The 26,197-nt window shown below is 26.9% G+C and carries 25 protein-coding genes and 1 pseudogene; 14 read left to right on the top strand and 12 right to left on the bottom strand.

What is annotated here, in order from left to right; translation table 11 throughout:
• Positions 1-24: 24 nt before the first annotated feature.
• From sufC to ACH5BF_RS08295, 6 genes are all read left to right on the top strand, one after another.
• Entirely contained in the window at positions 25-780 is a 756-nt protein-coding gene (gene sufC / locus ACH5BF_RS08270; protein WP_423273739.1) for a Fe-S cluster assembly ATPase SufC, read from the top strand.
• On the top strand, positions 767-1,801 hold the full coding sequence (locus tag ACH5BF_RS08275) for a SufD family Fe-S cluster assembly protein (protein ID WP_423273740.1): 1,035 nt from the start codon (positions 767-769) through the stop codon (positions 1,799-1,801). Before sufC ends, ACH5BF_RS08275 begins: the two co-directional genes overlap by 14 nt.
• On the top strand, positions 1,794-2,975 hold the full coding sequence (locus ACH5BF_RS08280; protein ID WP_423273741.1) for an aminotransferase class V-fold PLP-dependent enzyme: 1,182 nt from the start codon (positions 1,794-1,796) through the stop codon (positions 2,973-2,975). The genes ACH5BF_RS08275 and ACH5BF_RS08280 overlap by 8 nt, the downstream gene beginning before the upstream one ends.
• 12 nt (positions 2,976-2,987) lie before the next feature.
• A complete protein-coding gene (locus ACH5BF_RS08285) occupies positions 2,988-3,398 on the top strand; it encodes a SufE family protein (RefSeq protein WP_423273742.1) in 411 nt (136 codons plus the stop codon).
• Positions 3,399-3,409: 11 nt separating this feature from the next.
• Positions 3,410-3,754: a metal-sulfur cluster assembly factor gene (locus ACH5BF_RS08290; protein WP_423273743.1), complete on the top strand. Its 345-nt coding sequence runs from the start codon at positions 3,410-3,412 to the stop codon at positions 3,752-3,754.
• Positions 3,755-4,005: 251 nt separating this feature from the next.
• A complete protein-coding gene (locus tag ACH5BF_RS08295; protein ID WP_423273744.1) occupies positions 4,006-5,790 on the top strand; it encodes a sensor domain-containing diguanylate cyclase in 1,785 nt (594 codons plus the stop codon).
• Positions 5,791-5,811: 21 nt separating this feature from the next.
• On the opposite strand, the gene ACH5BF_RS08300 is transcribed toward ACH5BF_RS08295, so the two are convergent.
• Entirely contained in the window at positions 5,812-7,137 is a 1,326-nt protein-coding gene (locus tag ACH5BF_RS08300) for a Na+/H+ antiporter family protein (protein ID WP_423273745.1), read from the bottom strand.
• A 224-nt stretch (positions 7,138-7,361) separates the two neighbouring features.
• On the opposite strand from ACH5BF_RS08300, the gene ACH5BF_RS08305 reads away from it, so the two are divergent.
• Positions 7,362-9,500: a methyl-accepting chemotaxis protein gene (locus tag ACH5BF_RS08305; protein WP_423273746.1), complete on the top strand. Its 2,139-nt coding sequence runs from the start codon at positions 7,362-7,364 to the stop codon at positions 9,498-9,500.
• 23 nt (positions 9,501-9,523) lie between these two features.
• Here ACH5BF_RS08305 and ACH5BF_RS08310 read toward each other — a convergent pair whose 3' ends face one another.
• A complete protein-coding gene (locus tag ACH5BF_RS08310) occupies positions 9,524-10,126 on the bottom strand; it encodes an RraA family protein (protein WP_423273747.1) in 603 nt (200 codons plus the stop codon).
• 176 nt (positions 10,127-10,302) lie between these two features.
• Between ACH5BF_RS08310 and ACH5BF_RS08315 the strand changes: the two genes are divergently transcribed.
• Complete coding sequence (locus tag ACH5BF_RS08315; protein WP_423273748.1) at positions 10,303-12,252, top strand: diguanylate cyclase; 1,950 nt, start codon at positions 10,303-10,305, stop codon at positions 12,250-12,252.
• A 13-nt stretch (positions 12,253-12,265) separates the two neighbouring features.
• Here the strand turns inward: ACH5BF_RS08315 and ACH5BF_RS08320 are convergent, their stop codons facing one another.
• The 5 genes from ACH5BF_RS08320 to pyrC all read right to left on the bottom strand — a co-directional run bounded on the left by ACH5BF_RS08320 (position 12,266) and on the right by pyrC (position 16,760).
• The gene (locus tag ACH5BF_RS08320) at positions 12,266-14,440 is read right to left on the bottom strand and encodes a heavy metal translocating P-type ATPase (RefSeq protein ID WP_423273749.1); all 2,175 of its coding nucleotides are present in this window, start codon (positions 14,438-14,440) and stop codon (positions 12,266-12,268) included.
• 3 nt (positions 14,441-14,443) lie between these two features.
• Complete coding sequence (locus ACH5BF_RS08325) at positions 14,444-14,803, bottom strand: ArsR/SmtB family transcription factor (protein WP_423273750.1); 360 nt, start codon at positions 14,801-14,803, stop codon at positions 14,444-14,446.
• Between the two features lies 1 nt (position 14,804).
• Positions 14,805-15,011: a heavy-metal-associated domain-containing protein gene (locus ACH5BF_RS08330; protein ID WP_423273751.1), complete on the bottom strand. Its 207-nt coding sequence runs from the start codon at positions 15,009-15,011 to the stop codon at positions 14,805-14,807.
• Between the two features lie 92 nt (positions 15,012-15,103).
• Positions 15,104-15,598, bottom strand: a complete 495-nt coding sequence (locus ACH5BF_RS08335; RefSeq protein ID WP_423273752.1) for a hypothetical protein — start codon at positions 15,596-15,598, stop codon at positions 15,104-15,106.
• A gap of 139 nt (positions 15,599-15,737) precedes the next feature.
• Positions 15,738-16,760, bottom strand: coding sequence for a dihydroorotase (gene pyrC / locus ACH5BF_RS08340; RefSeq protein WP_423273753.1), 1,023 nt, complete (start codon positions 16,758-16,760; stop codon positions 15,738-15,740).
• Positions 16,761-17,048: 288 nt separating this feature from the next.
• Between pyrC and ACH5BF_RS08345 the strand changes: the two genes are divergently transcribed.
• Positions 17,049-17,804, top strand: a complete 756-nt coding sequence (locus ACH5BF_RS08345; RefSeq protein ID WP_423273754.1) for a substrate-binding periplasmic protein — start codon at positions 17,049-17,051, stop codon at positions 17,802-17,804.
• Positions 17,805-17,846: 42 nt separating this feature from the next.
• Here the strand turns inward: ACH5BF_RS08345 and ACH5BF_RS08350 are convergent, their stop codons facing one another.
• The 4 genes from ACH5BF_RS08350 to nhaA form a co-directional block, all read right to left on the bottom strand.
• Positions 17,847-18,266: a secondary thiamine-phosphate synthase enzyme YjbQ gene (locus ACH5BF_RS08350; RefSeq protein WP_423273755.1), complete on the bottom strand. Its 420-nt coding sequence runs from the start codon at positions 18,264-18,266 to the stop codon at positions 17,847-17,849.
• A gap of 247 nt (positions 18,267-18,513) precedes the next feature.
• Positions 18,514-19,932 (bottom strand): ATP-binding protein, encoded by a 1,419-nt coding sequence (locus ACH5BF_RS08355; protein ID WP_423273756.1) that lies wholly within the window; start codon positions 19,930-19,932, stop codon positions 18,514-18,516.
• Positions 19,919-20,599, bottom strand: a complete 681-nt coding sequence (locus ACH5BF_RS08360) for a response regulator transcription factor (RefSeq protein WP_423273757.1) — start codon at positions 20,597-20,599, stop codon at positions 19,919-19,921. Before ACH5BF_RS08360 ends, ACH5BF_RS08355 begins: the two co-directional genes overlap by 14 nt.
• Complete coding sequence (gene nhaA / locus ACH5BF_RS08365; protein WP_423273758.1) at positions 20,589-21,959, bottom strand: Na+/H+ antiporter NhaA; 1,371 nt, start codon at positions 21,957-21,959, stop codon at positions 20,589-20,591. The genes ACH5BF_RS08360 and nhaA overlap by 11 nt, the downstream gene beginning before the upstream one ends.
• A gap of 537 nt (positions 21,960-22,496) precedes the next feature.
• Between nhaA and ACH5BF_RS08370 the strand changes: the two genes are divergently transcribed.
• The 5 genes and pseudogenes from ACH5BF_RS08370 to ACH5BF_RS08390 all read left to right on the top strand — a co-directional run.
• Complete coding sequence (locus ACH5BF_RS08370; protein ID WP_423273759.1) at positions 22,497-22,775, top strand: hypothetical protein; 279 nt, start codon at positions 22,497-22,499, stop codon at positions 22,773-22,775.
• A 10-nt stretch (positions 22,776-22,785) separates the two neighbouring features.
• Positions 22,786-22,938 (top strand): hypothetical protein, encoded by a 153-nt coding sequence (locus ACH5BF_RS08375; RefSeq protein WP_423273760.1) that lies wholly within the window; start codon positions 22,786-22,788, stop codon positions 22,936-22,938.
• A gap of 753 nt (positions 22,939-23,691) precedes the next feature.
• A complete protein-coding gene (locus ACH5BF_RS08380) occupies positions 23,692-24,012 on the top strand; it encodes a hypothetical protein (protein ID WP_423273761.1) in 321 nt (106 codons plus the stop codon).
• A 9-nt stretch (positions 24,013-24,021) separates the two neighbouring features.
• Complete coding sequence (locus ACH5BF_RS08385; protein WP_423273762.1) at positions 24,022-24,645, top strand: hypothetical protein; 624 nt, start codon at positions 24,022-24,024, stop codon at positions 24,643-24,645.
• Positions 24,646-24,994: 349 nt separating this feature from the next.
• A pseudogene (locus ACH5BF_RS08390) lies at positions 24,995-25,110 on the top strand (IS3 family transposase); the annotation flags it as partial.
• A 188-nt stretch (positions 25,111-25,298) separates the two neighbouring features.
• On the opposite strand, the gene ACH5BF_RS08395 reads toward ACH5BF_RS08390, so the two are convergent.
• A complete protein-coding gene (locus tag ACH5BF_RS08395) occupies positions 25,299-26,195 on the bottom strand; it encodes a DMT family transporter (protein ID WP_423273763.1) in 897 nt (298 codons plus the stop codon).
• Positions 26,196-26,197: the final 2 nt, after the last annotated feature.

Raw genomic sequence — 26,197 nt, forward strand, 5'->3', positions numbered from 1 at the left:
AAAACATTTTTAAGGAAATATATAATGTTAAGTATAAAAGATTTAAAAGTAAATATTAATGATAAAGAGATTTTAAAAGGTCTTGATTTAGAAATCAAAGAAGGAGAGATCCACGCACTTATGGGTGTAAATGGAGCTGGAAAATCAACACTTGTTAAAACTTTAAGTGCACACTATGATTGTGAGGTAACAGGTGGAACTATTACTTATAAGAAAAAAGACCTATTAGATTTAGAAGTTAGCGAACGAGCTAATGAAGGTATTTTTATGAGTTTTCAAAATCCTGTTGAAGTTCCAGGTGTAAATAATAGCTACTTTCTAAAAACAGCAATCAATGAAAAAAGAGCTTATAATGGTGAAGAAGAAATGGATGCAATGGAGTTTCTAAAACATGTAAAAGAAGAGACTTCTAAATACAATCTTGATAAAAAACTTCTTCAAAGAGATTTAAATGATGGTTTTAGTGGTGGTGAGAAAAAAAGAAATGAATTAATTCAATTGTTATTACTAAATCCTGATTTAATTATGCTTGATGAAATAGATTCAGGTTTAGATGTAGATGCCATAAAAACAGTTGCAAATGTAATAAACGGTATGCTAGATGGTAAAAAGTCAGTTCTTATGATTACTCACTATGATAGACTTTTAGAGTTAATCAAACCTGATTATGTACACATTTTAAATGATGGAAAAATTGTAAAAACTGGAGATTATAATCTAGCCTTAGAACTTGATGAAAAAGGTTTTGAGGGAATAGGAATAAAAGATGAGAATAAGTGATTTAGAGAATATTAATCTTCCTTCAAAATATGATGAAGAGTTTAGAAAAGTAGATTTAGAAGCTCTTTTTTCATACGATTTTAAAAATGTTAAAACTTATGAGTTAGATATAGTTGGACTAAACTCAGTAGAAGATAAAAATGTTTATAGTAATCCATTATTTGAAATCACAAAGAGCTTTGAGAAAAAACAAATAGTTCTAACGATAAACTCAAATATCCCAGAACCTATTTGTTTAGTTCATAAGATAAAAGATGATGAGACTTTTTATACAAACTCTATTAAAGTAGAAGTAAAAAAAGGTGCAAAAGCCTCACTTATTGAAGTATTTACAAATACTTCAAAAAATAGTGCATATTGTGTAAATAGAGAGTTTCATATAGAAGAAGATACAGATTTTGAGTATGCAAAAGTTCAAGATATTAGTGAAGAAAATAGTTTTTTATATAATGCAATATTTAAACAAGAAGATAATTCAAAATGTAAGATTTCAAACTTTGAACTTGGAACTGGTTTAATAGTAAACAGTTATGAAAATAGTATTTATAATAAAAACATTGAGTATAACTTAAATGGTTTAGTAAAATCAAAAGATAGTTCAAATACAGCAAATCTAATAAAAACTATTCACAATAACGAGAGTTCAACTAGTGATATAAACTATAAACATTCACTAAAAGATAAAGCAAAAGCTGTATTTAAAGCAAAATCAATAGTAAATAAAGAGGCTTTATACTCTAAAGCTTTCCAAAATTCAAATACTATTTTATTATCAAATGACGCAACAATCTTTGCGCAACCTCATCTTGAGATTTTAATAGATGAACTTGAAGCAAGTCATGGAGCAACAACAGGTACACTTGATAAAGACCAACTTTTATATCTTCAATCAAGAGGTATAAAAAAAGATAAAGCATATGATATGCTTTTAAACGCTTTTGAGGGACAAATATATGATAATATCAGCGATGAACTAATAAAAGAGTTTATCGACTCATATGAAAGGGATAGATATGTTTAAAAAAGATTTTCCATATTTTCAAAACTCAGATATTATATATTTAGATAATGCAGCTACAACTCAAAAACCAAAAGAGGTTGTAAACTCTCAAATTGAGTATTATGAACACTACTGTTCTAATACTCATAGAAGTAATTTTGGTCATGCAAATAAAGCAACACAAAACTTTGAGAATGCAAGAAAAGTTCTAAAAGAATTTATCAATGCTTCTAAAAATGAAGAACTAATTTTCACAAAAGGTGTAAGTGAATCTATAAACTTTATAGCTGAGTCTTTTGCAAAAGATTTTAAAACAGTAATTATCTCTTCACTAGAACACCACTCAAATATAGTTCCTTGGCATATGCAAGAAAGAACTTTAGGAAATGGTTTAGAAGTTGTAAGATGTGATGAAAACCTTAGTTTTGATTTCGCTCACTTTGAAGAGTTATTAAAAAACAATCCAAATGCTTTTGTTTCAGTTACACATATTTCAAATGCTTTTGGAAAAATCCATGATATAAAAGCTATTTGTGAATTAGCACACAAATATAAAGCTGTTGTTATGATAGATGGCGCACAAAGTTTAGCTCATATGAAAGTTGATATACAAGATATAGATGCTGATTTTTTTGCTATTTCTGCACATAAAACTTTTGGACCAACAGGAGTTGGAGCTATTTATGTAAAAGAGAAATATCTAAAAGATTTAAAACCTTATCAAACAGGTGGAGCTACTATTCATGAAGTTGACTTTGAAAAATCGATACTATTAGATTCTCCTTATAAGTTTGAAGCAGGAACTCAAAATATAGCTGGAACTATAGGTTTTGCAGCAGCCCTTGAGTATTTAAATCATGTGGGATATGAAAATATAGAAGCAATTGAAAAAGATGTATATAACTACTTAGATGAAGAGCTTAGAAAAATACCAGATATTGAGTTTTATAATGATATAAAAGACTCAATTGGAAGTAGAAGTTTTAATATTAAAGGTTTAGTTCATGATGATATTGGTATTTTAGTTGATAAAATGAAAATAGCATTAAGAGTTGGACACCATTGTGCACAACCTATTATGAAGCAGTTAGGAATAAAAGGAACTATTAGAGTTTCACTTGCATTTTACAATGATTATAAAGATGTAGATGCACTAATTGTTGCACTAAAAAAAGCTATAAGTATGTTGAGATAAGAGGAAAAAAAGATGAGTATTATAGAGTCAAGAGTAGAAGATATAAAAGAAGATTTAGACTTTTTTGAAGATGAATTACAAAAATATGAATACATTATTGATTTAGGAAAAAAGTTAGAACCTTTAGATGATGAACACAAAGTTCCAGCAAATTTAGTACATGGATGTACTTCACAAGTTTGGCTTATTTGTGAACAAAAAGATGGAAAACTATTCTTTTATGGAACAAGTGATGCAATTATTGTAAAAGGTTTAGTTTATATGATTTTACAAATTTTCTCAAATTCTACAATTGAAGAGTTAAAAGAAGTTGATATGGATATTATTCATGAACTACAGTTAGCTGAAGTTATTACACCAAATAGACAAAGTGGTGTAATAGGAATGATAAAAAAGATAAAAGAGTTTGCGCAAAACGCATAAAGGAAAAATTTATGTCATTATTTGAAAATAAAGAAGTTATTGAAGAAAAGATTATTGATAATTTAAAAAAAGTATTCGATCCAGAAATTCCTGTGAATATTTACGATTTAGGATTAATATATAGTATTGATTTTGAAGAAAAAGGAAACTACTTACATTGTAATGTTTTAATGACACTTACAAGTCCTGCTTGTCCAGTAGCTGAAAGTTTAGTAGAACAAGTAAAATATGTAACTTTAGCAGTTGATGAAGTTGATGAAGCTTATGTAAACTTAACTTTTAATCCTCCTTGGTCAAAAGATTTAATGAGTGAAGAAGGAAGAGAAATCATGGAGGTTTCAGGAGCAGTAATCTAAAACTTCAAAATTTATTTTGAAGTTTTAACTTTAGGAAAATATATTTTCTAATAAAAATAATAGTAAGAAAAATATTATTAATAATTTATATAAATAATCTATTATTAGTTTATATTAGTTACATATAATTTACACTTTTCATTTAATCATCGTTTTTTTAGTCTATTTTACAAAAAAAATAACATTTCAAAACCTTTTCTTAATATTTAAATATATATAATAGAAGCATTATAAATAATAAAAGTGTGCACATGGGAAAAAGTAAACAATATTCACAACTAGATGTAATAGAAGAAGAGGTTTTAATCGAACCTTCTGAGTATAATAAAATCTTAACAATCCAACAAGAAGTCTTAAATATGTTAGCAGAGCAACATGATACTAAAAACATATTAGAGATGTTATGTAAGCTTGCTGAAACACTTCTCCCTAACTCTGTTGCTTCTATCATGCTTTTAGATAAAACACAAAATCATATGAATATTATTGCTGCACCATCAATTCCATTTGAAGCACAAAAAGAATTAGAGTGTCTAATTCCAGGACCAAAAGCTGGTTCTTGTGGAAATGCAGTTCATAGGAACGAAGCTGTATTTGTTAAAAATACAAATACTGATGAAAGATGGGAAGATGTAAGAGAATTTGCTATAAACTTTAATTTATGTTCTTGTTGGTCTATGCCAATTAGAGATGCAAATAAGAAAGCTATTGGTTCTTTTGCCTTAACTTCATTTGAACATAGATTGCCAACTGCTTTTCATAAAAAACTTTTAGAAATTGCTTCATCAATAGTAACAATTGTATTAAAAAACCAAGAGAACGAAAAGAAAACAAACTATCTTGCATATAACGATAGTCTTACAAACCTTTATAATAAATCTTATTTTGAAAAAATCACATTTGAGACAAAAGCAAGAACTTTACTTTTAATGAATGTAAATAATTTCAACTACATAAATACAGCTTATGGCTTTACAATAGGTGATAAACTGTTACGAAAACTTGCAACTGTTTTAAAAGAGAGATTTGAACAACATAATAGTTTTAGATTTAATTCAGACGAGTTTGCCCTACTTTATGAAGGAAAGATTAATATAGAAGATAAAATAAAAGAAATTCAGGACTATTTCTTTTCAAACTCTATCAATATTGGTGATTTAAAAATAAATCTTACATTTTGTATTGGTGCGATGTATGGAGAAAAAAATCTACTTAGAGACTCTTCTATTGCTTTAAAGAAAGCAAAAGATTTAGGTAAAAATAGATTTTATATTTTTAAAAAAGAAGACAATATTGATTATGAAAAGACTCAATCTTTTATCAGTGCTACAAACTTAGTAAGAGAAGCTATTGAAAAAAGTTTTATTACTCCTTTCTTTCAAGGAATTCATGATAACGAAAAGAATGTAATCACAAAATATGAAGTTCTTGCTAGAATAAAAAAAGACAATCAAATCATTTCACCTTTTGAGTTTTTAGAAGCAGCAAAACTTTCTGGTTTTTTACCTGCAATTACAAAAATAATAATAGAAAAAAGCTTTGATTATATGAGTAAAAATAGTTATATGTTCTCTATAAATATTACAGAAGAAGATTTAAGTAAAAACTATTTAGTATCTTATTTAAAAAATGCCTTACAAATACATAATATAAAAGCTTCTAGAGTAACCTTAGAAATTCTAGAAGGGATTAGTTCTACTGGCAAAAAGAACCATATCAAACAACTTAAGGCATTAAAAGAGCTTGGTGTAAAACTTGCAATTGATGATTTTGGTAGAGAATACTCAAACTTTGAAAGAATTATCGATTTGGATATTGATTCGATTAAAATAGATGCAAAATATATAAAAGATATAAATACAAATAAAAAGAGTTATGAAATCACAAAAGCACTAGCAAACTTTGCTAAAGGTGCAAATATTTCTTGTGTTGCAGAATTTGTACATAATAATGAAGTTCAAGAAGTAGTAAAATCTCTAGGAATAAACTATTCACAAGGATACTTATTTAGTGAACCTAGTGAAAAAATAAACTAAAGTAGAAAATCTACTTTAGTTTTAAAATACATAAACTGCTGCAAACCAACCAAATATTACAAGTGGAATATTATAGTGAATAAATGTAGGAACAACAGTATCCCAAATATGATCATGTTGACCATCAACGTTTAATCCTGATGTAGGTCCAAGTGTACTATCAGAAGCTGGGCTTCCTGCGTCACCTAGTGCTGCTGCTGTTCCAATAATTGTAATTGTTGCCATTACTGAAAAATCAAGTTGCATACATAAAGGTGCATAAATTGTTGCAATAATTGGAATAGTTGAGAAAGATGAACCTATTCCCATAGTAATAAATAAACCAACAATTAGCATTAAAAGTACAGCTAATGATTTATTATCACCAATTAAATCACTTATTGAAGCAACTAAAGTTTGAACTCCGCCTGTTTCATTTATAACATTTGCAAAACCATTTGCTGCAATCATAATAAAACCAATCATTCCCATCATTTTAAGACCTTTTGTAAAGAAATCCTGTGTCTGATTTGCCTTAATTACACCTGCAACTATAAAGATAATAAATCCTGCAAGTGATCCTAAAATAATTGAGTTTGTATAAAGTTGTAAACCTAAAGCTGTTACGATTGATACTAATGCAATTAAGATATAAAATCCATTAATATCTTTCTTTTGAGACTCTGTTTCTAAAACCTTACTAATATCATAAACTCTTTTTTTTCTATATGTAAAAAACATAGCAGTTAATAAACCTATAAACATTCCTAAAACAGGAATAGACATTGCAATTGGCAACTGTCCACTTACGGCTTCAACACCACTATCAACTAAGTTTTTTAATAAAATTTCATTTAAGAATATTCCACCAAAACCAATAGGAAGTAACATATAAGTTGCAACAAGACCAAATGTAATTACACAAGCAACTACTCTTCTATCTAGTTCTAATTGTGCCATTGAGTGAAGAAGTGGTGGTATTAAAATTGGAATAAATGCAATATGAACAGGTATTAAGTTTTGAGATGAAATAGCTGCTAATAAAATAAGTGTTAACATTAAATATTTAATATAAATAAACTGCATAGAAGAAGAACTATTTCCTACTTTTTTTATAATCATATTTGATAATAAATCAGTAATACCTGACTTTGAAATAGCAACAGCAAAAGTTCCAAGCATAGCATAACTAAGTGCAATTGTAGCACCATCTCCAAGACCTGCGTTGAAAGCTTTGATAGTTTCATTTATATCTAAGCCAGCACTAAGCCCCCCAACAATTGCTCCAATTATTAAAGCAATAACAATATTTACTCTAACTAGTGAGAGTAAAACCATAACCATAACGGCAATAATTACAGAATTCATCTGTTTTCCTTTTAGTTAAACATTTCATGATTGTTTCAAAAACAAAGTTGAGAGTTTACTTAAAATTGTGTAAAAGTTGCATAAAGTGGCATAGTTTTCATAGTAAAGATATAAAAGCTTTTATTTTGTTACTATTCTGATACCTTTTTAAGATAAAATCCGGCTCCTTTAAATAAATAACTATTTATTATTTATTTAATAACAAAAACTAATAGGTGGAATTTATGTTTAAAAATCTGACAATTAAAAAGAAATTGTATTTTCTTTTAGCTGGAACTATTTTAGGATTTACTGTTTTAACAGTTTTAATGTTTTTTTCTGTATCAAGTACAAATGACTATGGAAAGATTCATCAAGAGATTGAAAATCTAAAAAGTGATATGTTAATGCTAAGGAGAAATGAAAAAGATTTTATTTTAAGAAAAGACTTAAAATACAAAACAAAATTCGAAACAAACTACAATAAATTAGTTCAAAGAAATAAAAATTTAAAAATTGCAATGAATAATTATAATCTTGATACTTCTTCATTAGATAAATTCTCAAATATTGTAAATGAATATAAAAATAAATTTATTTTATTTACAAATACGCAAATAGAAATAGGCTTAGATGAAAAATCTGGTTTGTATGGTAGCTTAAGAGATAGTGTTCATAAAGTACAAAATGATGCAAAACAAAGTAATAGTTTTGAGTTATTAACTATTGTATATGAACTTAGAAAACATGAAAAAGATTTTATGCTAAGAAGAGATACTAAATATATAAATAAGTTTGAGAACACAATAAATAAATTGCTTTCAAATAATGATTTAATCACTAATGATTTAATACTAAATAGTCTAGTAAAATATAAAAAAGATTTCTTTAACTTAGTTAAAGACGAAATTAAAATTGGTCTTACAAGTAAAGATGGTATTCAAGGAGATATGAGAGAGACTATTCATAAAACAGAAACACTACTTAAAAAACTAGAAGATACATTAAAAACACAATTAGAAAATAAAAAAACAACTCTTTTAAGTTTAAGCTTAATTCTTACAAGCATTATTATTCTTATAACAATTATATTAATTTTTACAATTTCCAAAACAGTTAGTAACTCAATTGAAGATTTTAAAGATGGGCTTTTAAACTTCTTTAGCTATTTAAATAAAGAAACAGAAGAAATACATTTACTAAAAGATGAAACAAATGATGAAATAGGACAAATGTCAAAAGTTATTAATAAAAACATTCATAAAACTAAAAACATAATAGAAGAAAATAAACTATTAATTGATGATGTTAAAAATGTTGTTCATCAAGTTAAAGATGGTAAGCTAAATCAAAGAGTAGAAAAAGTAACAGAAGATAATGATTTAGAAGAATTAAAAATCAATTTCAATGATATGCTTGATATTATGGCTAATAGTGTATGTGGAAATATGACTAAAATTGAAAATGCTTTAGTAAAATTCCAACAATTAGACTTTAGTCATAGAGTGAATAATCCTACAGGTAAAACATCACAAGGATTAAACCTTTTAGCAAATACAATAAATGACATGCTAGTTGAAAACAAATCAAATGGGTTAACTCTAAATAAAAATGCTACAACTTTAATGCATAATGTAGATTCATTAAGTAGTGCTTCAACACAAGCTGCTGCTTCATTAGAGGAAACTGCAGCTGCACTTGAAGAAATTACATCAAATATTTCAAATAATACTCAGAATGTAACAAAAATGGCTCAATATGCGAATGAACTAACTAACTCTTCTAAAAATGGTCAAAACCTTGCTAATAAAACAACTGATGCAATGGATAAAATTAATAATGAAGTAGGAGCAATTAACGAAGCAATTACTATTATTGACCAAATCGCATTTCAAACGAATATTTTATCTCTTAATGCTGCCGTTGAAGCAGCAACAGCAGGTGAAGCTGGTAAAGGTTTTGCAGTAGTTGCACAAGAAGTTAGAAACCTTGCAACAAGAAGTGCAGAGGCTGCAAATGAAATAAAGAAAATAGTAGAAAATGCTACAACAGAAGCTAACTTAGGAAAAGAGATTTCAAATAAAATGATTGAAGGATATAATAACCTAAGTGAAAATATTAATAAATCAATGGAACTTATTCAAGATATTGAAAATGCTTCAAAAGAGCAGTATGAAGGTATTGAGCAAATCAATAATGCCGTTGCAGAACTTGACCAACAGACACAACAAAATGCAAGAGTTGCACAAGTTACAAGAGATATAGCAATTCAAACTCAAACTATTGCAAGAAGAGTTGTTGATAATGCAAATGCAAAAGAGTTTATCGGTAAAAATGAAGTTAAAGAAAAAGAATTTGTTAATAACACTACAATAAAAGAGTAAAATCTTTTATTGTAGTTTTTAATTTAGTTATAAAAAGAGTCTATTTTCTTTTTGTGATTATCTGCCCATTGTTCAAAACTCATGGCTTTTTCTTTTTCTACATTTGCTTTAGTCTGTTCATAAATCTCTTCAGCTCTGTCTTTAGGAATAACAGCAACACCTTCTTCATCTGCAACTATAATATCTCCAGGATTTACACTAATACCACCTGCTATAATAGGAACATTTACAGGAACTGCATTCTTTTTACCTCCTGGCATTGGCAATACGCCTCTACCAAACATTGGCATTTTATGTTCTCTTATTTCTTTTATATCTCTTACTGTTCCATCAATTACAAAACCAGCAATTCCTCTTTTTTGTGCAATAGCTGTAACATTTCCACCTATTACAGAGTAATCTACTGTATTTGATTGAGCAACAATAATAGAACCAGCTGGTGCTTCATAAATTGCTCTATGTAAACTTAAGTTTTCACCAGCAAGCATCTCAACAGTAAATGCAGGTCCAGATATTCTTGGAATCTGTGGCCATAACTCTTTAATACCTGCATCCATAAAACTTTCTCGTTTTAATGGTCCTGCATAATCACAAGGGGAAAAGTCTGCAAACTTCTTATAATCCATATATTCTCCTAATATTAATGAAATAATTATACAGTGTCTAACTAAATAATACTTGATTTTTTTACAAATTCCTATTTAGATTTATTCTTGTGTATAGATACAAAGGATATAATTAACTAGTATTTAAAAAGTAACACAACTTTTCTAAAGTATGAAAAAAACAAGGACACTTTACTATGTCATTTTTATATAAATTTAAAACAAAACAAATATTTTTCTCAGTTATAGTACTTGAAGCCTTAGCAATCTTTTTGATTTTAAACTATATTTTTACCTCACTTTCAGAACAAACAAAAAATCAAGCCTTAAAAAATATGCAAACTATGTCCTTAAAAATTTCAGAACAAGTGGATGCAGAATTAAAAAAAGTTCAATATACAACAAAAATAGTTGCTGATGCATATATGAGAAACTATGAAGAGATTAAAAGAAATCACAATTACTCTATTGAAGAGTGGAAAAATAAAGTAATTGAAAACACTCACACAAGAAGTTTTATATATGATGGAGTTAATAGTGCTAAAACTCCTCACTTAAGTCATGAACTTCAAACTTTTGTTGATAAAACTACAACCTTTGATAAAGAAGCAGTATTTAGACTTGAAGCAGCAGGAAAAATAAAAGAGTTATTCCATGGTATTTATAAAAACTATAACTACTCATATATTTATATAAGCACATACAACAATATTCTTCACATTTACCCTACTGTAAACTTAGCTTATGAAAAACATGCAGCAGCCCCAACAACACAACACTGGTATGAAGCAGCTGATTTTAAAAATAAAACTTTTGGATGGGAAGAACCTTATAGTGACTTAGGTGGAGTTGGTCAAATGGTTACAGTTTCTTACCCTTTTTATGATAAAAATGAAAAATTACAAGGTGTAGTTTCTCATGATATTACGATACAACAAATATTAGAAAGATTTATGAAAAACATTGAACTATATAAAGGTTCTACTTTACTTGTTATTTCACAAAATGCAAAAGCTATTTCTACAAATAATCAAAATTTCAATAATGAAATTGAGTTAAAAAATAAAGATTCATATCGTGGCTTATTATACTATCTAAATGAAAATGACTTAAAAGAATTAAAGCTTGAAAACAATGAAGTCGTAAATTCACAATATACATGGTTAAACAATATTTCAAGTGAAGTTATGAAAAAACTTAAAAATAAGCAATATGACTCTTTTGAATTTAACACAAATAATGATAAAGATGAGACACATCAAGTATCTGCTGTTAAAATTCCTACAACAAATTGGATTATAATAAATAGTGTTCCAAATGAAATAATCCTTGGGGAATTAAATAGTAGTAATAGACAAATGCAAATAGCAATTACTATTTTATTAACTATTTTATACTTAACTATTGGGGTAGTTTATTATGTAAGATTTTTTGTTCCAATTGAAGAGATAACAAAAATCACAAATAAAATTGCCCATGGAGATCTAAATCATAAAATACAAACAAGCTATAAAGGTGAGATTGGAAAACTATTTTCAAACTACTCTAAAATGCTTAAAAATCTGATTTTAGCAAAAGAGCTATCAAATGAATACAATACAAAACTAGAAGAAGAAATAAAAAACAGAACTGCACAAATTGAAGAAAAGAATAGACTACTTTTAAAGCTTTCAATTACCGATAAACTAACAAATCTTTACAATAGAAATAAACTTGATGAGATTTTAATCGACGAAGTTAATAGAGCAAATAGAAGTTCTAAATCTTTTGGTGTGATTCTAATAGATATAGACTATTTTAAAAGTGTAAATGACACTTATGGACATCAAATGGGTGATACAGTTTTAAAAGAGTTTGCACAAATTCTAGAAGAGAGTTCAAGAAAAACAGATACAGTTGGAAGATGGGGAGGAGAAGAGTTTTTAATCATCTGTAGTGAAGCAAATTTAGAAGGTATATTAACTTTAGCAAATAAAATAAAAGATAGAATTCAAACAAATAAATTTAGTATTAAAGAGCAAAAAACAGCTAGTTTTGGAGTTGCTATTTATAAAAAAGATGAAAATGTAAATGAATTGATTAAAAGAGCGGACGAAGCCTTATACAAAGCAAAAGAAGGTGGTAGAAATAAAGTAGAAGCTTTATAGCTTCTACTTGTATTTAAAGTTTTTTTAGTTTAAGTCTAAGAGAGTTTAAAACTACTGTAACAGAACTAAAACTCATAGCAATTCCTGCATAAACAGGTGAAAGCATAAGTCCGAAAAATGGATATAAAATACCTGCTGCAAGAGGTATACCTATTGCATTATAAATAAATGCCCAAAAAAGATTTTGCTTAATAACTTTCATAGTTTCAATAGATAAATTGATACTTTTTGAAATAGAGTTAAGCTCATTATTTACTAAGATTATATCTCCTGCATCTTTGCTTATATCAGCTCCTGAATTTAAAGTAACGCCAATATCTGCTTGTTTAATTGAAGGAGCATCATTTATTCCATCTCCAACAAACATAACTCTACCTTTTTCTTGAACTTTTTTTATAACATCATATTTTTGTGTAGGAATAACCTCACTATATACTTCATTTATTCCTATTTTTGAAGCTATTTTTGAAGCAGTGATTTTATTATCACCAGTTAATAAAATAGGCTTAATATTCTGATTTTTAAGATTTTGAATTAACTCTTTTGCATTTTGCTTTAATTCATCTTCTAAAGCAAAAGAGCCTATACTTTTATCTTCAAATGAAGCTAAAATAACACCATTTGCTAACTCTAATCTTTCATTATAAAACTTCATATGCGAAGCTTTTATCTGAATATTATTCTCTTCTAAAAGTTGTCTATTTCCAAGTAAAATAGGTTTATTATCTATTTTAGCTTTTATTCCTCTTCCAGCTATAATCTCTAAATCTTGTATATCAAAAGACTCTTTTTTTATATCTTTTAAATAGTTTACAATAGCTTTTGAAATAGGATGTTCACTTAAACTCTCAATAGCTAAAATCATAGAGAAATATCTTTCATCTATATCTGTTTTGCTTACAGCTATTTCACCTTTTGTTAGTGTTCCTGTTTTATCAAATATTGCATATTTTATATCTTTTATTATCTCTAAAACTTCAGGGTTCTTAATCAAAATCCCTTCTTTTGCACCTTTACTAACTGAACTTACAATTGCAATAGGAGTTGCAAGACCTAAAGCACAAGGACAAGAGATAATAAGAACACTAATACTAGCTAAGATTGCATTTTGCATATCTCCTAAAATAGCCCAAACTATAAATGTAGTAATTGCAATAACAATAACAGCAGGTACAAAAATATTTGCTATTTTATCTGCAAATCTACTAATAGGTATTTGCTTACTTTGAGCTGATTTTAGAAGATTTATAATCTTTGATAATGTAGTATCATTTACAAGTTTTGTAACTTTTAGAGTAATTACTCCATTTGTATTTAAAGTTCCTGCTAAAACTTCATCTCCTAACTCTTTATAAACAGGAAGGGATTCACCTGTTATCATGGAAGTATCTATATCTGCACTACCTTTTATAATTTCACCATCTGCAGGTATTTTTTCTCCTGTTTTAACTAAAATCTTATCATCTATTTTTAGTTCACTTGCAAGAACTTCTTTTATATTATCTTTCTCATCAATTAAGTTTGCAAGAGAAGGAGCTAAAGTCATAAGTTTTTTTAAAAAATCACTTGCTTTTTGTTTTGAACGCTCTTCTAAAAATCTTCCGAGTAAAACAAAAGAGATAATTACAGCTGCTCCATCAAAGTATAAAAACTTTAAATGTTCTGGAAAAAAAGAAGGTAAAAAAACAACAAAAGTAGAATAAAAATATGCTGCACTTGTTCCAAGGGCAACTAAAACATTCATATCGTAGTTTTTATTACTTAAAGCCTTGTATGCAAGCTTATAAAATCTAGCTCCACAAAAAAACTGTACTATAGTTGCAAGGAAAAACATCACATACTGTTTTGCAGAAGTATCAATCAGATTTGAAAACATGATTATAAACATAAAGGCTGTTATTGTCATAGAAATTGAAAAAAGATTTTTAAGTTTTTTAAACTCTTTTTCTTGGGCTTTTTCTAAGTGAGAAAAATCCTCTTCTACTTTATATCCAAGAATTTCAATCTTTTCAATTAGTTTTTCTTTTGTCATAAGTGAAGTATCTATATCAAACTCACCCTCACTTGAAGCAAAACTAACTTTTGTATGTTCTACACCTTTTTGTTTATTTAAAAATTTTTCAATTCCATTTGAACAGTTCACACAAGTCATACCTGAGATGTTTAAATTTATCTTTTCTTTTGACATAACTTACTGCTTTTCTTTTAAAATAAGTTTTAATAAACTCTTTATATATTCATCTTTTATAAAATAGAAAGACATCTTTTTGTCTTTTGTAAAGTCAACTATTCCATACTTTTTTAATGTTCTTAGCTGATGTGAAACATGTGATTGAGGTATTTCTAAAAGATTAGACATCTCCCCTACGCAGATTTCATAATCAATTAGAGCATATAACATTTTTACTCTAGTTGGATCAGCTAAAGCTTTAAAAACATTTGATATTTCTACCAAACTATTTTCACTAGGAAGTACTTTATTTATATCTGAGATATAACTAATATCCTCACAACAAGACCTTATAAGTCTTTTTTCTTCACAAGCACACATATCATTCTTCTATAATTTCAAATCCAAGATCACTCATCTCTTCTTTGAATTTTATTTCATCTGATTCATTTTGTATTTCAACTATTACTTCTTTTGGCTCTTTTGATAAATCAACAATTATTTCTCCAAACTCCTCTTCTAATGAAGCCTTTATTAAATTTGCACAACTTCCACAAGATATATTATTTGATTTAAATGTCTTTTTCATAATTTTTCCTCATATGATATTTTATTCATATGATAATATCATCATATATAAAGTTTGTCAAGGAAGTATATAAAAATTTACATATTAAAAATCTATTTCATATTATCAATAATCGTGAAAACTTCGTTTAAAACTTCACTTTCTATAACTAAAGATATAAAAAATATCAACTCAAATTTAAATAATAAAACTCTATGTAATTTCTCATTTAAAAATTTAAAGTCATTTCTTAACATATCATAAGCATGCATTGAAAAACTATGTTTGGCATTATATTTGTACCAAGAAATATAAGCTTCTCTTTTAGTGATATTCTTTTTTGAAGTTAATTCAAATAAAAAATAAACATGAAGAACAGATATAAAAAAGCAACTAAGTAAAAAAACATCTGCCCATAAAAAATAGATTAATATAATCACAAATGGATATATAATAAGAAAGCAACTAAGTTGTTTATGATTATGATAGATGTAGTTAATTAAAAAATATTTTGTACCTAAGTCATTGGACATTTTTTTATTAAAAATTAGAAAGTTAATAAAAATAATAAAAAAAGTAACGATGTGTAAATGAAGTAAAGAGGCCATTATAACTCCTTCATTTGGTAAATAACAATCCTATATTTTTAATCTATCCAAGTTTATTTTAATTAAAAATAAGAATTATTTTTTAAGTTTATTTTTTAATTTTAATTAAAGTTTAAATGATACGAGTTAGTAATAACAACTATTTTTCTTTCGCTATACTCCAAGATAATATTTCTCCTGCAAATAATGGTACAACAGCTTCTTCTTTATATTTATAACTTTGTGGAACTTCAAAATCTTTTTTGATTAGTTTTATCTCTTTTTTTATGGGTTTTAAATTATAAATTTTTTGTGTATTTAAACTAACAAAGGCATTTAAATTATCAAGTTTTCCATGTTTTTCAAAAAGCTGAGTTAATACTTGAAGTGCAATTGGTGAAGTAAATACACCTGCTGCTCCATGATGACACTCTTTTGTATTTTTTTGGTGAGGAGCTGAATCTGAACCAAACATAACTTTTGGATGAGCACTAAGAGCTAATTGAAGTAAAGCTTCTCTATCCTCAGGTCTTTTTACAATTGGTTTACAGAAGGCATGAGGATTTAACATTCCTCCCGCAACATCATCTAAAGTAAGCGTTAAGTGATGAACTGTAATTGTTGCATAAAGGTTATCATATTTATTTAATAAATCAATTGACTCTTTTGAAGAAATATGCTCCATCACGATTTTTAAATCTGGAAAATTAATAGCTAATGACTCATAAATAGGTAAAAACTCTTTTTCTCTATCCATTACAAAACCTTTTGTCTCACCATGAACACATAAAGGAATTCCAAGTTTTTGCATAGATTCCAATGTTGGTCTTAGAACCTCAACATCCATAGAAGAAACTCCTGTTTCAGAGTTTGTAGTAACACCAAAAGGATAAAGCTTTACTGCAATAATCTCATCTTTTATCTCTTTTAAAAACTCATATGAGTAATCAACTTGAAAGAAAATAGTCACATAAGGTTCAAATTCATCACCTTTACAAGCTTCTTTAATTCTTTTTTTGTATGCTAATAAAGCTTCTTTAGTAGTAATAGGAGGTAAAAGGTTTGGCATGATTAAAGCACCTGAAAAAGTACTTGATGTTTTTGGACCTACAAGCTTTAGCATATCATCATCTCTTAGGTGAAGATGCATATCTAAAGCACTATTTATTATAAACTCATTCATTAATTTAATCCTCTAATTTTATGCAAGTAAGTTGCACTCAAAATTTATTTCTTATAATATCAAAATGCAACTTAGTTGCATAATAAGATTTAAAAAAGCAACTAAAATCTAGTGAACTGTTTGCTATAAACTATTTTAGATGTAATAATTTACTAATCAATTAAATATAAATGAATTGCTACAAAAAAGTTTAAAAAAGATATTCCTCACCTAAAGAATAAATAAAGTTGCTATAAATTGTTCTTTTATCCTATAATAGTTTAAAGATATAAAGTAAAGGAGAAAGATATGAATATTAAAAAATTCTTTAAACTTTTTTTATTTAGCACCTTATACTTTTTTTCTCTTTCTGTAACCAATGCTCAAACTCAAAATAGTGAAATAACTTCACTAAAACTTGTAACAATGCAATTGCCACCATATGGATGGATTGATAAAAATGGAAAACCACATGGAATCATATATGAACTAACTGAAGAAATTGCAAAACGTTTAGGGGTTCCTTATACTCATAAAATTCGTCCATTTTCTAGAATGTTATATGAACTTAAAATAGGTAATGTAGATCTTTTATCATCTCAAGCACATCAAAAAGCACTTGAAGCTGGTGATAAATTAGCAATTCAACACTATATTAATGTAATTGCTGCTACTAAAAAAGATTCAAATATTAAAACTATTAATGACTTTAAAGATAAAGACTTGATCTATCATCAAAGTGCTTCTTATAAGCAATTAAAGAACTTACCTAGAAGTATTACCTATATAAAAGGATATAAACAAGCATTAATTAACTTATACAAAAGAGAAGGTTTACATGGCGCTGTTTTCTCAGAGCCAGCATACTATTTTTGGATGAAAGAGCTTGGCTTATCCTCAAATGATTTTGGTAAGGTAATTACTATTGAAAAAAATAAGAAGCAATGGATTTTTGTTAGAAAAGACTTACCTATAGAAACTCGAAAAAAACTTAAAAAAATTGTTGAAGAGATAAGAGAAGAAGGTCTTTACGAGTCATTATTAAAAAAGTATGGAAAAGATTAAATCAAATAAACCTTAATATTGTATTTATATCAATATCAAGGTTTATTTTCCCATAATAGTAGCAACAATTTTCCTACTACCACCAAAATCTCTATGTTCACCTAAATAAATCCCCTGCCATGTTCCAAGATTTAGCTTTCCATTTGTTATTGGAATTGTCAAACTTACACTAAATAATGAAGATTTTATATGTGCAGGCATATCATCTTCACCTTCGTAGGTATGCTCAAAATAAGACTTATTTGATACTACATCATTTACAAATTTTTCCATATCATCTCTTACACTACTATCACAATTTTCATTTATAGTAAGACTTGCACTTGTATGTTGAATAAATAGATTTAATGTACCTATTTTAATTTTAGCAAGTTCATTAAGATTTGATAGTATTTCATTTGTAATTAGATGAAAACCTCTTGGTTTTGATTTTAGTTTAAACTCTTTTTGTATTATATTCATAAAAAACATAATAGCGAATATTTGATTATAGAATGAAGATTATTTAAAAAGATGTAAAACTACCATTGACACTTGGTAGCTTTACTAGGAACTATATTTATTGGAATTAGAAGCTAGCGCTGATAAAACCAATTGCTGCAAAAGATACTACTACTAATACTATTAAATTTCTAAGAAATTCCATATTAAATCCTTTAATTGATATACTTTATGTTCAATATAAATTGTAGTAGATAACTGTCAAGTTTTAAATGTAAGTTTTATTTACACTTTCTTGACATTTAAACACAATAAAAAATGTGTTGTAAGGATTATCATATGTATAATCTAGTTTAAAATCATGCATTTGTAAAATTTTATTTACAATATTTAAACCAAGACCGTGACCTAATTGTTGATTAGGTTCTCTTGTAAAAGGTTGAATATAATATATTAAATCACTCGTAAGTTTTTCAGCTATATTTTTTATATAAAGTTTATTATCTTTAGTTTCAATTACAATAGGATATTCTAAAGCATATTTCATTGCATTATCTATTAAATTTTTCAATGCTATTGTTAAATAATACTTATCCCCTTCAATATCAAAATCATCTTCTATATCTAAAACTATTTTTGATTCATCATCAATTGATAATTTTGATAAAGATTCTAATATCAAACTACTTACTTTAAATTTTGAAGCATTTACTTTAGCAAAATTTAATTTCTCCCTTTGTAAAAGTTTACTAGTAAGCTCTTCTATATCTATAAATACATTGTTAATATGTTCTATTTCACTCTTATCTTTACTATTTTTCAAGTTTTCAAGTAAAAACTTACCTTTTGCTATTGGAGTTTTTAGTTCATGACTTATATTTCTTAAAAGCTCTTCTCTTGAATGAATAATATCACCTTGCTTTTCTAAATATGAGTTTAGACTATTTGTAATCTCGCTTAACTCGTTGTTTTCACCAATATCAACTTTAATAGTGTTTTCATCATCTTTAAATAGTTGTAAAACACCCTTATTTAATTTATCTAACTTATCTTTTATCTGTTTTGTAATTCTTGAAGAGACTATAAAAGATAAAAGAAAAGCAAATAAAAGAAGTATCACTAATTCAACTTTTATAGTATCAATAAACTGTTCTCTTTCTTTTTGTGTTTGATCAAGTCTACTTTGAAGATAATCAATCTCTTCTTCTAAAAGCTTATCAATTTGAAAACTTACTGACTCAAACTCTTTATTAAAAGTAGAAAAACTCTCATCACTTTTTGCTACTAATACAAGCTTATAAAGTTCAAGTGAAATTAGTTTTTCAATTGTTTCAAAATGTGAAAATATCATTTGAAGGTTCTGTTTTTCATTTGATGTTTCAGAATTATTTATCGTTTCTTTTTTTTGTAAGATAAGTGTTTTAAAAAGTTTATCTGATTTATCTAAACGCTTTTTTACAACATTTATTTTTTCAAAATCAGTTATTACATCAAGAACAACCCAAGAAAAAGAGTTATTAAACTCTTTTAGTTTTTCAACTCTTCGAATCTGGTCATATCTATGTTTTTGAGATTTATGTATTTCATTTAGGTTATATAAAGTATAAAAGAATACTCCAATTATAAATATAATTATAAAAAGAATAAAAGAAAAAGAGATAAAAAGTCTTTGTCTAATTGTTATCACAAAATTTATACCCTATTCCCCAAACGGATTTTATATATTTTGACTCTTTTGAATCATCATTTATTTTAAACCTGATATTACTTACATGCATATCAATAGTTCTATTTTTTGTGTCTTCTTTTAATGAAGTTTGATTTATTATATCTTCTCTTGATACTACTTTGTTTATGTTATCAATAAACATAAAAAAAATCTCTGATTCTATTTTTGTAAACTCAATTTGTTGATTTTCTAAAAAAACTCTTTTTTTACTTAAGTCTATAAATAAATCATTGATTTCTATTTCATCTTTATCATTATATCTTTTTAGTGTAGCATCGATTCTTAGAACTAACTCTCTTGGTTCATAAGGCTTTGATAAATAATCATCAGCACCCAATTCAAAACCATAGATTTTATTTCCAATATCATCTCTTGCAGTTGATATAATAATAGGTATATTTTTTATTTCTTTTAGTTTTTTAAAAAGATCAAAGCCATCCATTCTAGGAAGGCCTAAATCTAAGATAACAATTGAGTATTTAAAATGATTAGCTTCAAACTCTTGCAGTGCCTCTAAAGGTTGAGAATAGACACTACAAGTATAATTGTAATCTTTTAAAAAGTTGCTAATAAGTGTTTGTAGTTCAAGATTATCTTCAATCAATAGAACATTTTTATTTTTCACTCTTTACCTTTATTTTCACACTTTTAGTGTTCATTTTTTTAGATACTGATTTTAACCAAAAATATCCAAATAAACCTGAAAATAAAGAAGCACTTAAAATTCCAATTTTTGCTTGGAAGATTAATTCTGGGTTTCCAACAAATGCTAAATCTGCAACAAATATAGACATTGTAAATCCAATACCACCTAAAAATGCTACACCAAATACTTGACTCATACTACTATCTTTTGGAAGTTGTGCTATTTTTAGTTTTACGGCTAACCATGAAACTCCAAAAATTCCAATAACTTTTCCTAAAATAAGTCCTAAAATAATACCTAATGAAACAGGTTCTAAAATTGTTGTTCCTATTGAACCAAAGTCAATCTTTACACCTGCATTTGCTAAAGCAAAAATAGGAATAATCAATAATGCAACTGGTAAATGAAGATTATGTTCTAATCTAGCAGCAGGAGTTCCAACTTCATCAATTTTATCTTGAATATTAGTTAAAATCTTTTTTTGTTCTTCATGCATCATATGATTTTCTTGAACAGGATATTTATCATATTCATCTAATAAATGTTTTGTATCAGCTGTTAATGTCTCTGGTGCTCTTTTAGGAGTTGAAGGTATTGCTAAAGCAGCTAAAACACCTGCGATTGTCGCATGAACTCCTGATTCAAGCATAAAGAACCACATAAATAATCCAACTACAAAATAAGGTAAAATCATATGAATACCAAATCTATTAAAAGCAATCATAACTGCAAACATAGCTCCTGCTAAACCTAATGCAAACATATTAATAGTTTCTGTATAGAATAAAGCAATAACTAAAACAGCTCCTAAGTCATCTACAATTGCTAATGCAACCAAAAAAGTAACTAGTGCTGTTGGTACTCTTTTTCCTAATAAAACTAAGGCACTAATTGCAAAAGCAATATCTGTTGCCATTGGGATACCCCATCCTGCAGCTCCAGCTGTTCCATAATTTAAACTAGTATAAATTAAAGCAGGAAAAACCATACCACCAATTGCAGCTAAGATAGGAAGCATTGCAACTTTTATATTTGAAAGCTCACCTGCTGTTATCTCTCTTTTAATCTCTAAACCAATTAAGAAAAAGAAGATTGCCATAAGACCATCATTAATCCAATGATGTAAAGAATGAGACAATTCCCAAGAACCTACATTTAGATCAATATATGTATGAAAAAAGTGCGAATATGCATCATATAAAGAAGTATTAGCCAAAATCAATGCTAATACAGTCATTACTATTAAAATCAGACCTGTTGTAGTTTGTGCGTGCAAAAACTCTTCAAAAGGTGTAGATACTTTTTTAAAAGCCTTTTCCCAAGGTGCGTATAGTTTCATTTAAACTCCTAATAAAATTTGTTAACTATATTTTGTAAAATGTCAAATTATACAGATTAATTGTAAAGATGTTTACACACAATTTCTTGACATATTCTTGACAATAATATAAATAGATATTACATAATTTTGAAGTTTCTTGAAGAAAAAAAGATGAGATAAATAGTAATTTTTAGTTTTAGCTAAAATAACTGTTAGTTTCTGGGGGGGGTGTAAAAAGAACTCTAATAATCAGTTTGATGACATGGAACTGAATATTACTTTTTACTAAAAATACTAAACTATCTCATCTAAGAAAATATTGGAGAATAATTTTCTATTTAATCACATATATTAATGTTGAAAGTTCGCAACAATTTACTCAAATAAATGGTTACATATTGTGATTGTAAAGAAATTATAATATACATTTGTCAACTTTCATATGTAATTTTTCTTTACATATTATTTACATATGAAAACTTTTGTAAAGACTTAATAATATTATCTTAATTTTAAATATGTAAAAATGTATCTATAACTAACTAGGATTTTATTATGGAAAATAAAAAAGAAAAAGAAGATAAATCATTATCTGAAAAACTATTCAAAGTCTTATTGATAGCTGTTTTTTTAGTCTTTTCTTTTATAATAATAAGACAACCAAGTGGTAGTTTTTCTTTCTCTGAAAATAAATTAAGAGAACCAACATCAAAACAAACAAAAAGAGTTGATACTAGACCAACAAAAAGTGTTCCTGGAGAACTAAAATGGACTGATCCTTTTAAAGGTATTTCAAACGAAAATAGTTCTGAGAAAAAAGGCTTTATGGACTAAGGAGTTTATTATGGAACTTTTATTTATTGTTTTTTACATAGTTATGTTTATAATAGCAATAATACTCTCTTTTCAAACAGTAAAATATTTTAAAACTATGTGGAAATTTAAAAATAGAAAAAAAGATGGAAGTGAAGATAAAGACTTTAAGTATTTTGATTAAACTCTTTTTTTATCACTGAAATAAAAACTGCTAAAGAGACTAAAAGTGTTGCAATTAAAAGTTTCATTGTAAACACTTCTTCTAAAAAAGTTAAGCATAATTCTTTCTAAACTAAAACTTAATGGCTAAAAGATATAAATATAAAAACATAAAAGTAAATACTAAAGAGTGAAAGACTTAACAGTGCAGTTAATAATAAATGAAAATCAAAAAAGATAAACAGATTTATGATAAATATATTGACCTATACAGATCCTTTTGCTGTTCTGATATAAGTTTTATATCTTCATATCATAATTAATTTGTCTTTGATATTTTAGTATCTCTTAGAAAATATTAATATATTTTTAAAATTCTATTTACTCATATAATAAATTAATACTCTTTCAAGTACAAATGAATACCACTATATCCATAAAAAATATCAGTATATTTTCATCTAGCATATAGATATAAAAAAAGGGTGGGGAGGTATTAAAACAATATAGTTTTATAGAACATTATGACAACCAAGCAGGAGAAAATGGACATAATGGAGGATTAGGTAGTGGAGATGGTGGAAATGACGATAATTATTGGGATTGGTACAATCAAAAAATAAAAGAGCAACAAAAGGCTGAAGAAGAAAGAAAAGCAAGAGAAGAAGCAGAAAGAATCGCTCAAGAAAGAGATAGAAAAAATCAAGAGGATGTTAATAATGCTGTAGAAGTAGCATCTACAGTAAATGATTTATTTTCAGGTGCATTGGGTAATATGAAAGATGCACATGTACATAGTGTTGGTTCAGTTGCACCTGGTTTTTTCGGGGCATTTTTTGATGCTTATCAAGTTTTTTCAGCAAAAACAAATTATGAAAAAGGTAAAACAGTTGCGGGAGCTTTAACTTCAGCAGGTACAGGGTTTGCATATGGTTTAGCAGGAGGAATGATAGGAACTTCACTGAGACCAGGTTTTGGAACAATTGTTGGAGGGGCTACTGGTACTGTAGCAGGAGCACTTGCAGGTAAAAAAATGGGAGAAGATTTTTATGATAGTGCATTTAGCGATTACAAAGATGAAATTAATTCATGGTAGAGGCATAATATGAAAGAATATGAATTTAATAAAGATACATTAATAGCAGAAAGATCTTTGCAGAAGTATTTTTACATAATTATTGCAGGATTAATGTTTATACCTTTGATTTTTATATCAGATGATATGGTAGTAAGTAATGAATATTTATTTTCTCTATCTCATATGTTTAATGATTATCTGAGAAATATTGATAGAGCCGCAGAACTTGCAAACTCTACAGGTATTGCTAATAAAGTCAGGTTTATTTATAACTATAGTATTGTTGTAGGAGCAATATTATTTTTTGTTATGTTATATGTTTATGGTAAAGCATATTTATGCAGTTTAGGATATCTTAATAATTGTAAAAAAGTGTACCATATCAAATCTATAGAAAACAAAAAAGTTGACCGTCCATTTAGTTTACTAATATACTCTTGTTTTTTTATCTTTGCTATATTCGAGATAACTCATTTAGGATATTTTTTTGTATTAATAGAAGATGGATATACAACAAGTTATTTTTTTAAGAATTCATTTACAGTCACAATTATTTGTTCATTGGGGAGTTCCTTCGGAGGATATGCAGCATATATTATTTTAGAATTAATAGCTCATATACGAAAATATTTAAAATTAAAATTTAATTGAAAATGAATCTAAACCAAACTATAGAAAGGACTACAATCTTATAGTCCTTTCTATCACATCAATTTTAATAATATTACCAGTTTTACTATTTAGTGAAAATGATATTGCAAATAATAAAACAATAGTTAATGCCCTTAATTTCATTTGTTCCTATTATTTTAGGAGTCATAATTATTGAAGTCCTAATAGCGAGGTTTATACCAATATATACAATAGTAAAAGATTAAAGTATTAAAGAGAAGTAGTTGTGTGACCAATAAGTAATACTTTAATAACTTCTATTGAAAAAGATTCATTAAAAATGGCAATAAAAAAACAAATCCAAATAAAGGGTTAATTTATTATAAAGAGAGGAAGTCAATATGCTTCATATGAACATAAATATCTTTTAGAAAAAATGGAGTCATTCAAAGTATGAGTAAAAAAGGTCACTGTTGGGATAATGCAGTTGCAGAGAGTTTTTTCATAGTTTAAAACTGAATTTATTCATCATGAGAAGTTTTAACATGAAAAGAAGCAAATTTTGTTATCAAATTTGTTTCTCTTATTGGGATAGTTTTTATATAGCTATGTTTCTTATCAGTCTTTTAAATATTTTAAAACTATGTGGAAATTTAAAAATAGAAAAAAAGATGGAAGTGAAGATAAAGACTTTAAGTATTTTGATTAAACTCTTTTTTTATCACTGAAATAAAAACTGCTAAAGAGACTAAAAGTGTTGCAATTAAAAGTTTCATTGTAAATACTTCTTCTAAAAAAGCTACACTTAAAACTATAGCAATCACAGGAACAAGCAGTTGTAAAATACTTGCAGTAACTATTGTAATTTTTGGCAATACCTTATACCAAATCACATACCCAATAGCTGAAGTTATACTTCCTGATAAAAAACTAAGCATAATTCCTTCTAAACTAAAGTTTAATGACTCAAAAGATACAAAGATAAAAAACATACAAGTAAAAAATAAAGCTTTTAAAAAATTATCATAGGTAATAAACAAAGCATCACTAGTTGCCTTACCTATTACTGAATAAATACCCCAAGCAATACCAGATATAATCATCAAAAATAAATGAAAATATGAAATAGCGAAATCACCACTTGGATATAAAAGATAAACCAAACCAGTAAAAGCTAAAACTATTCCAATTAGTTTATTTAGATTTATTTTCTCTTTAAAAAATAGTGAGCTAATAAGCATTGTTAATTGTACAGCTGTAAATAAAAGAAGTGTTCCAAAACCTGCTTCTAAATTTAAGTATGAGTATGAAAATCCAATAGCGTATAAAAAAAGCATGAAAGAGCTAAGCCAATTATTTTTAAGATTTATTTTTTTTAATTTAAATTCTGACTTTTTATTTTCTCTAAAAGCTAATAAAAGAACTAAAGTTAAAAAAGCGAAAAAGACTCTAAAGAAAGTAAAAGAGTAAGCATCAATATAGTTATTTACTAGTGCTATTTTACATAAGATAGAGTTAAGACTTAAAAATAGTAAAGAAAGAGCTATTAAACCAATTAGGTTAAACTCATTTCTTTCTATTTTTATCATCT

Origin of the sequence: Arcobacter pernae (genome assembly GCF_049472135.1) — a bacterium.
GTDB lineage: Bacteria > Campylobacterota > Campylobacteria > Campylobacterales > Arcobacteraceae > Arcobacter_B.

Coding starts and splice junctions, on each gene's coding strand:
- ACH5BF_RS08385 (WP_423273762.1), top strand. CDS start 24,022: ATGAAAGAATATGAATTTAATAAAGATACATTAATAGCAGAAAGATCT.
- ACH5BF_RS08295 (WP_423273744.1), top strand. CDS start 4,006: ATGGGAAAAAGTAAACAATATTCACAACTAGATGTAATAGAAGAAGAG.
- ACH5BF_RS08275 (WP_423273740.1), top strand. CDS start 767: ATGAGAATAAGTGATTTAGAGAATATTAATCTTCCTTCAAAATATGAT.
- ACH5BF_RS08330 (WP_423273751.1), bottom strand. CDS start 15,011: ATGAAAAAGACATTTAAATCAAATAATATATCTTGTGGAAGTTGTGCA.
- ACH5BF_RS08345 (WP_423273754.1), top strand. CDS start 17,049: ATGAATATTAAAAAATTCTTTAAACTTTTTTTATTTAGCACCTTATAC.
- ACH5BF_RS08325 (WP_423273750.1), bottom strand. CDS start 14,803: ATGTGTGCTTGTGAAGAAAAAAGACTTATAAGGTCTTGTTGTGAGGAT.
- ACH5BF_RS08320 (WP_423273749.1), bottom strand. CDS start 14,440: ATGTCAAAAGAAAAGATAAATTTAAACATCTCAGGTATGACTTGTGTG.
- ACH5BF_RS08370 (WP_423273759.1), top strand. CDS start 22,497: ATGGAAAATAAAAAAGAAAAAGAAGATAAATCATTATCTGAAAAACTA.
- ACH5BF_RS08315 (WP_423273748.1), top strand. CDS start 10,303: ATGTCATTTTTATATAAATTTAAAACAAAACAAATATTTTTCTCAGTT.
- ACH5BF_RS08280 (WP_423273741.1), top strand. CDS start 1,794: ATGTTTAAAAAAGATTTTCCATATTTTCAAAACTCAGATATTATATAT.
- pyrC (WP_423273753.1), bottom strand. CDS start 16,760: ATGAATGAGTTTATAATAAATAGTGCTTTAGATATGCATCTTCACCTA.
- nhaA (WP_423273758.1), bottom strand. CDS start 21,959: ATGAAACTATACGCACCTTGGGAAAAGGCTTTTAAAAAAGTATCTACA.
- ACH5BF_RS08285 (WP_423273742.1), top strand. CDS start 2,988: ATGAGTATTATAGAGTCAAGAGTAGAAGATATAAAAGAAGATTTAGAC.
- ACH5BF_RS08310 (WP_423273747.1), bottom strand. CDS start 10,126: ATGGATTATAAGAAGTTTGCAGACTTTTCCCCTTGTGATTATGCAGGA.
- ACH5BF_RS08380 (WP_423273761.1), top strand. CDS start 23,692: ATGAAAGATGCACATGTACATAGTGTTGGTTCAGTTGCACCTGGTTTT.
- ACH5BF_RS08395 (WP_423273763.1), bottom strand. CDS start 26,195: ATGATAAAAATAGAAAGAAATGAGTTTAACCTAATTGGTTTAATAGCT.
- ACH5BF_RS08290 (WP_423273743.1), top strand. CDS start 3,410: ATGTCATTATTTGAAAATAAAGAAGTTATTGAAGAAAAGATTATTGAT.
- ACH5BF_RS08300 (WP_423273745.1), bottom strand. CDS start 7,137: ATGAATTCTGTAATTATTGCCGTTATGGTTATGGTTTTACTCTCACTA.
- ACH5BF_RS08375 (WP_423273760.1), top strand. CDS start 22,786: ATGGAACTTTTATTTATTGTTTTTTACATAGTTATGTTTATAATAGCA.
- ACH5BF_RS08305 (WP_423273746.1), top strand. CDS start 7,362: ATGTTTAAAAATCTGACAATTAAAAAGAAATTGTATTTTCTTTTAGCT.
- sufC (WP_423273739.1), top strand. CDS start 25: ATGTTAAGTATAAAAGATTTAAAAGTAAATATTAATGATAAAGAGATT.
- ACH5BF_RS08350 (WP_423273755.1), bottom strand. CDS start 18,266: ATGAATATAATACAAAAAGAGTTTAAACTAAAATCAAAACCAAGAGGT.
- ACH5BF_RS08335 (WP_423273752.1), bottom strand. CDS start 15,598: ATGGCCTCTTTACTTCATTTACACATCGTTACTTTTTTTATTATTTTT.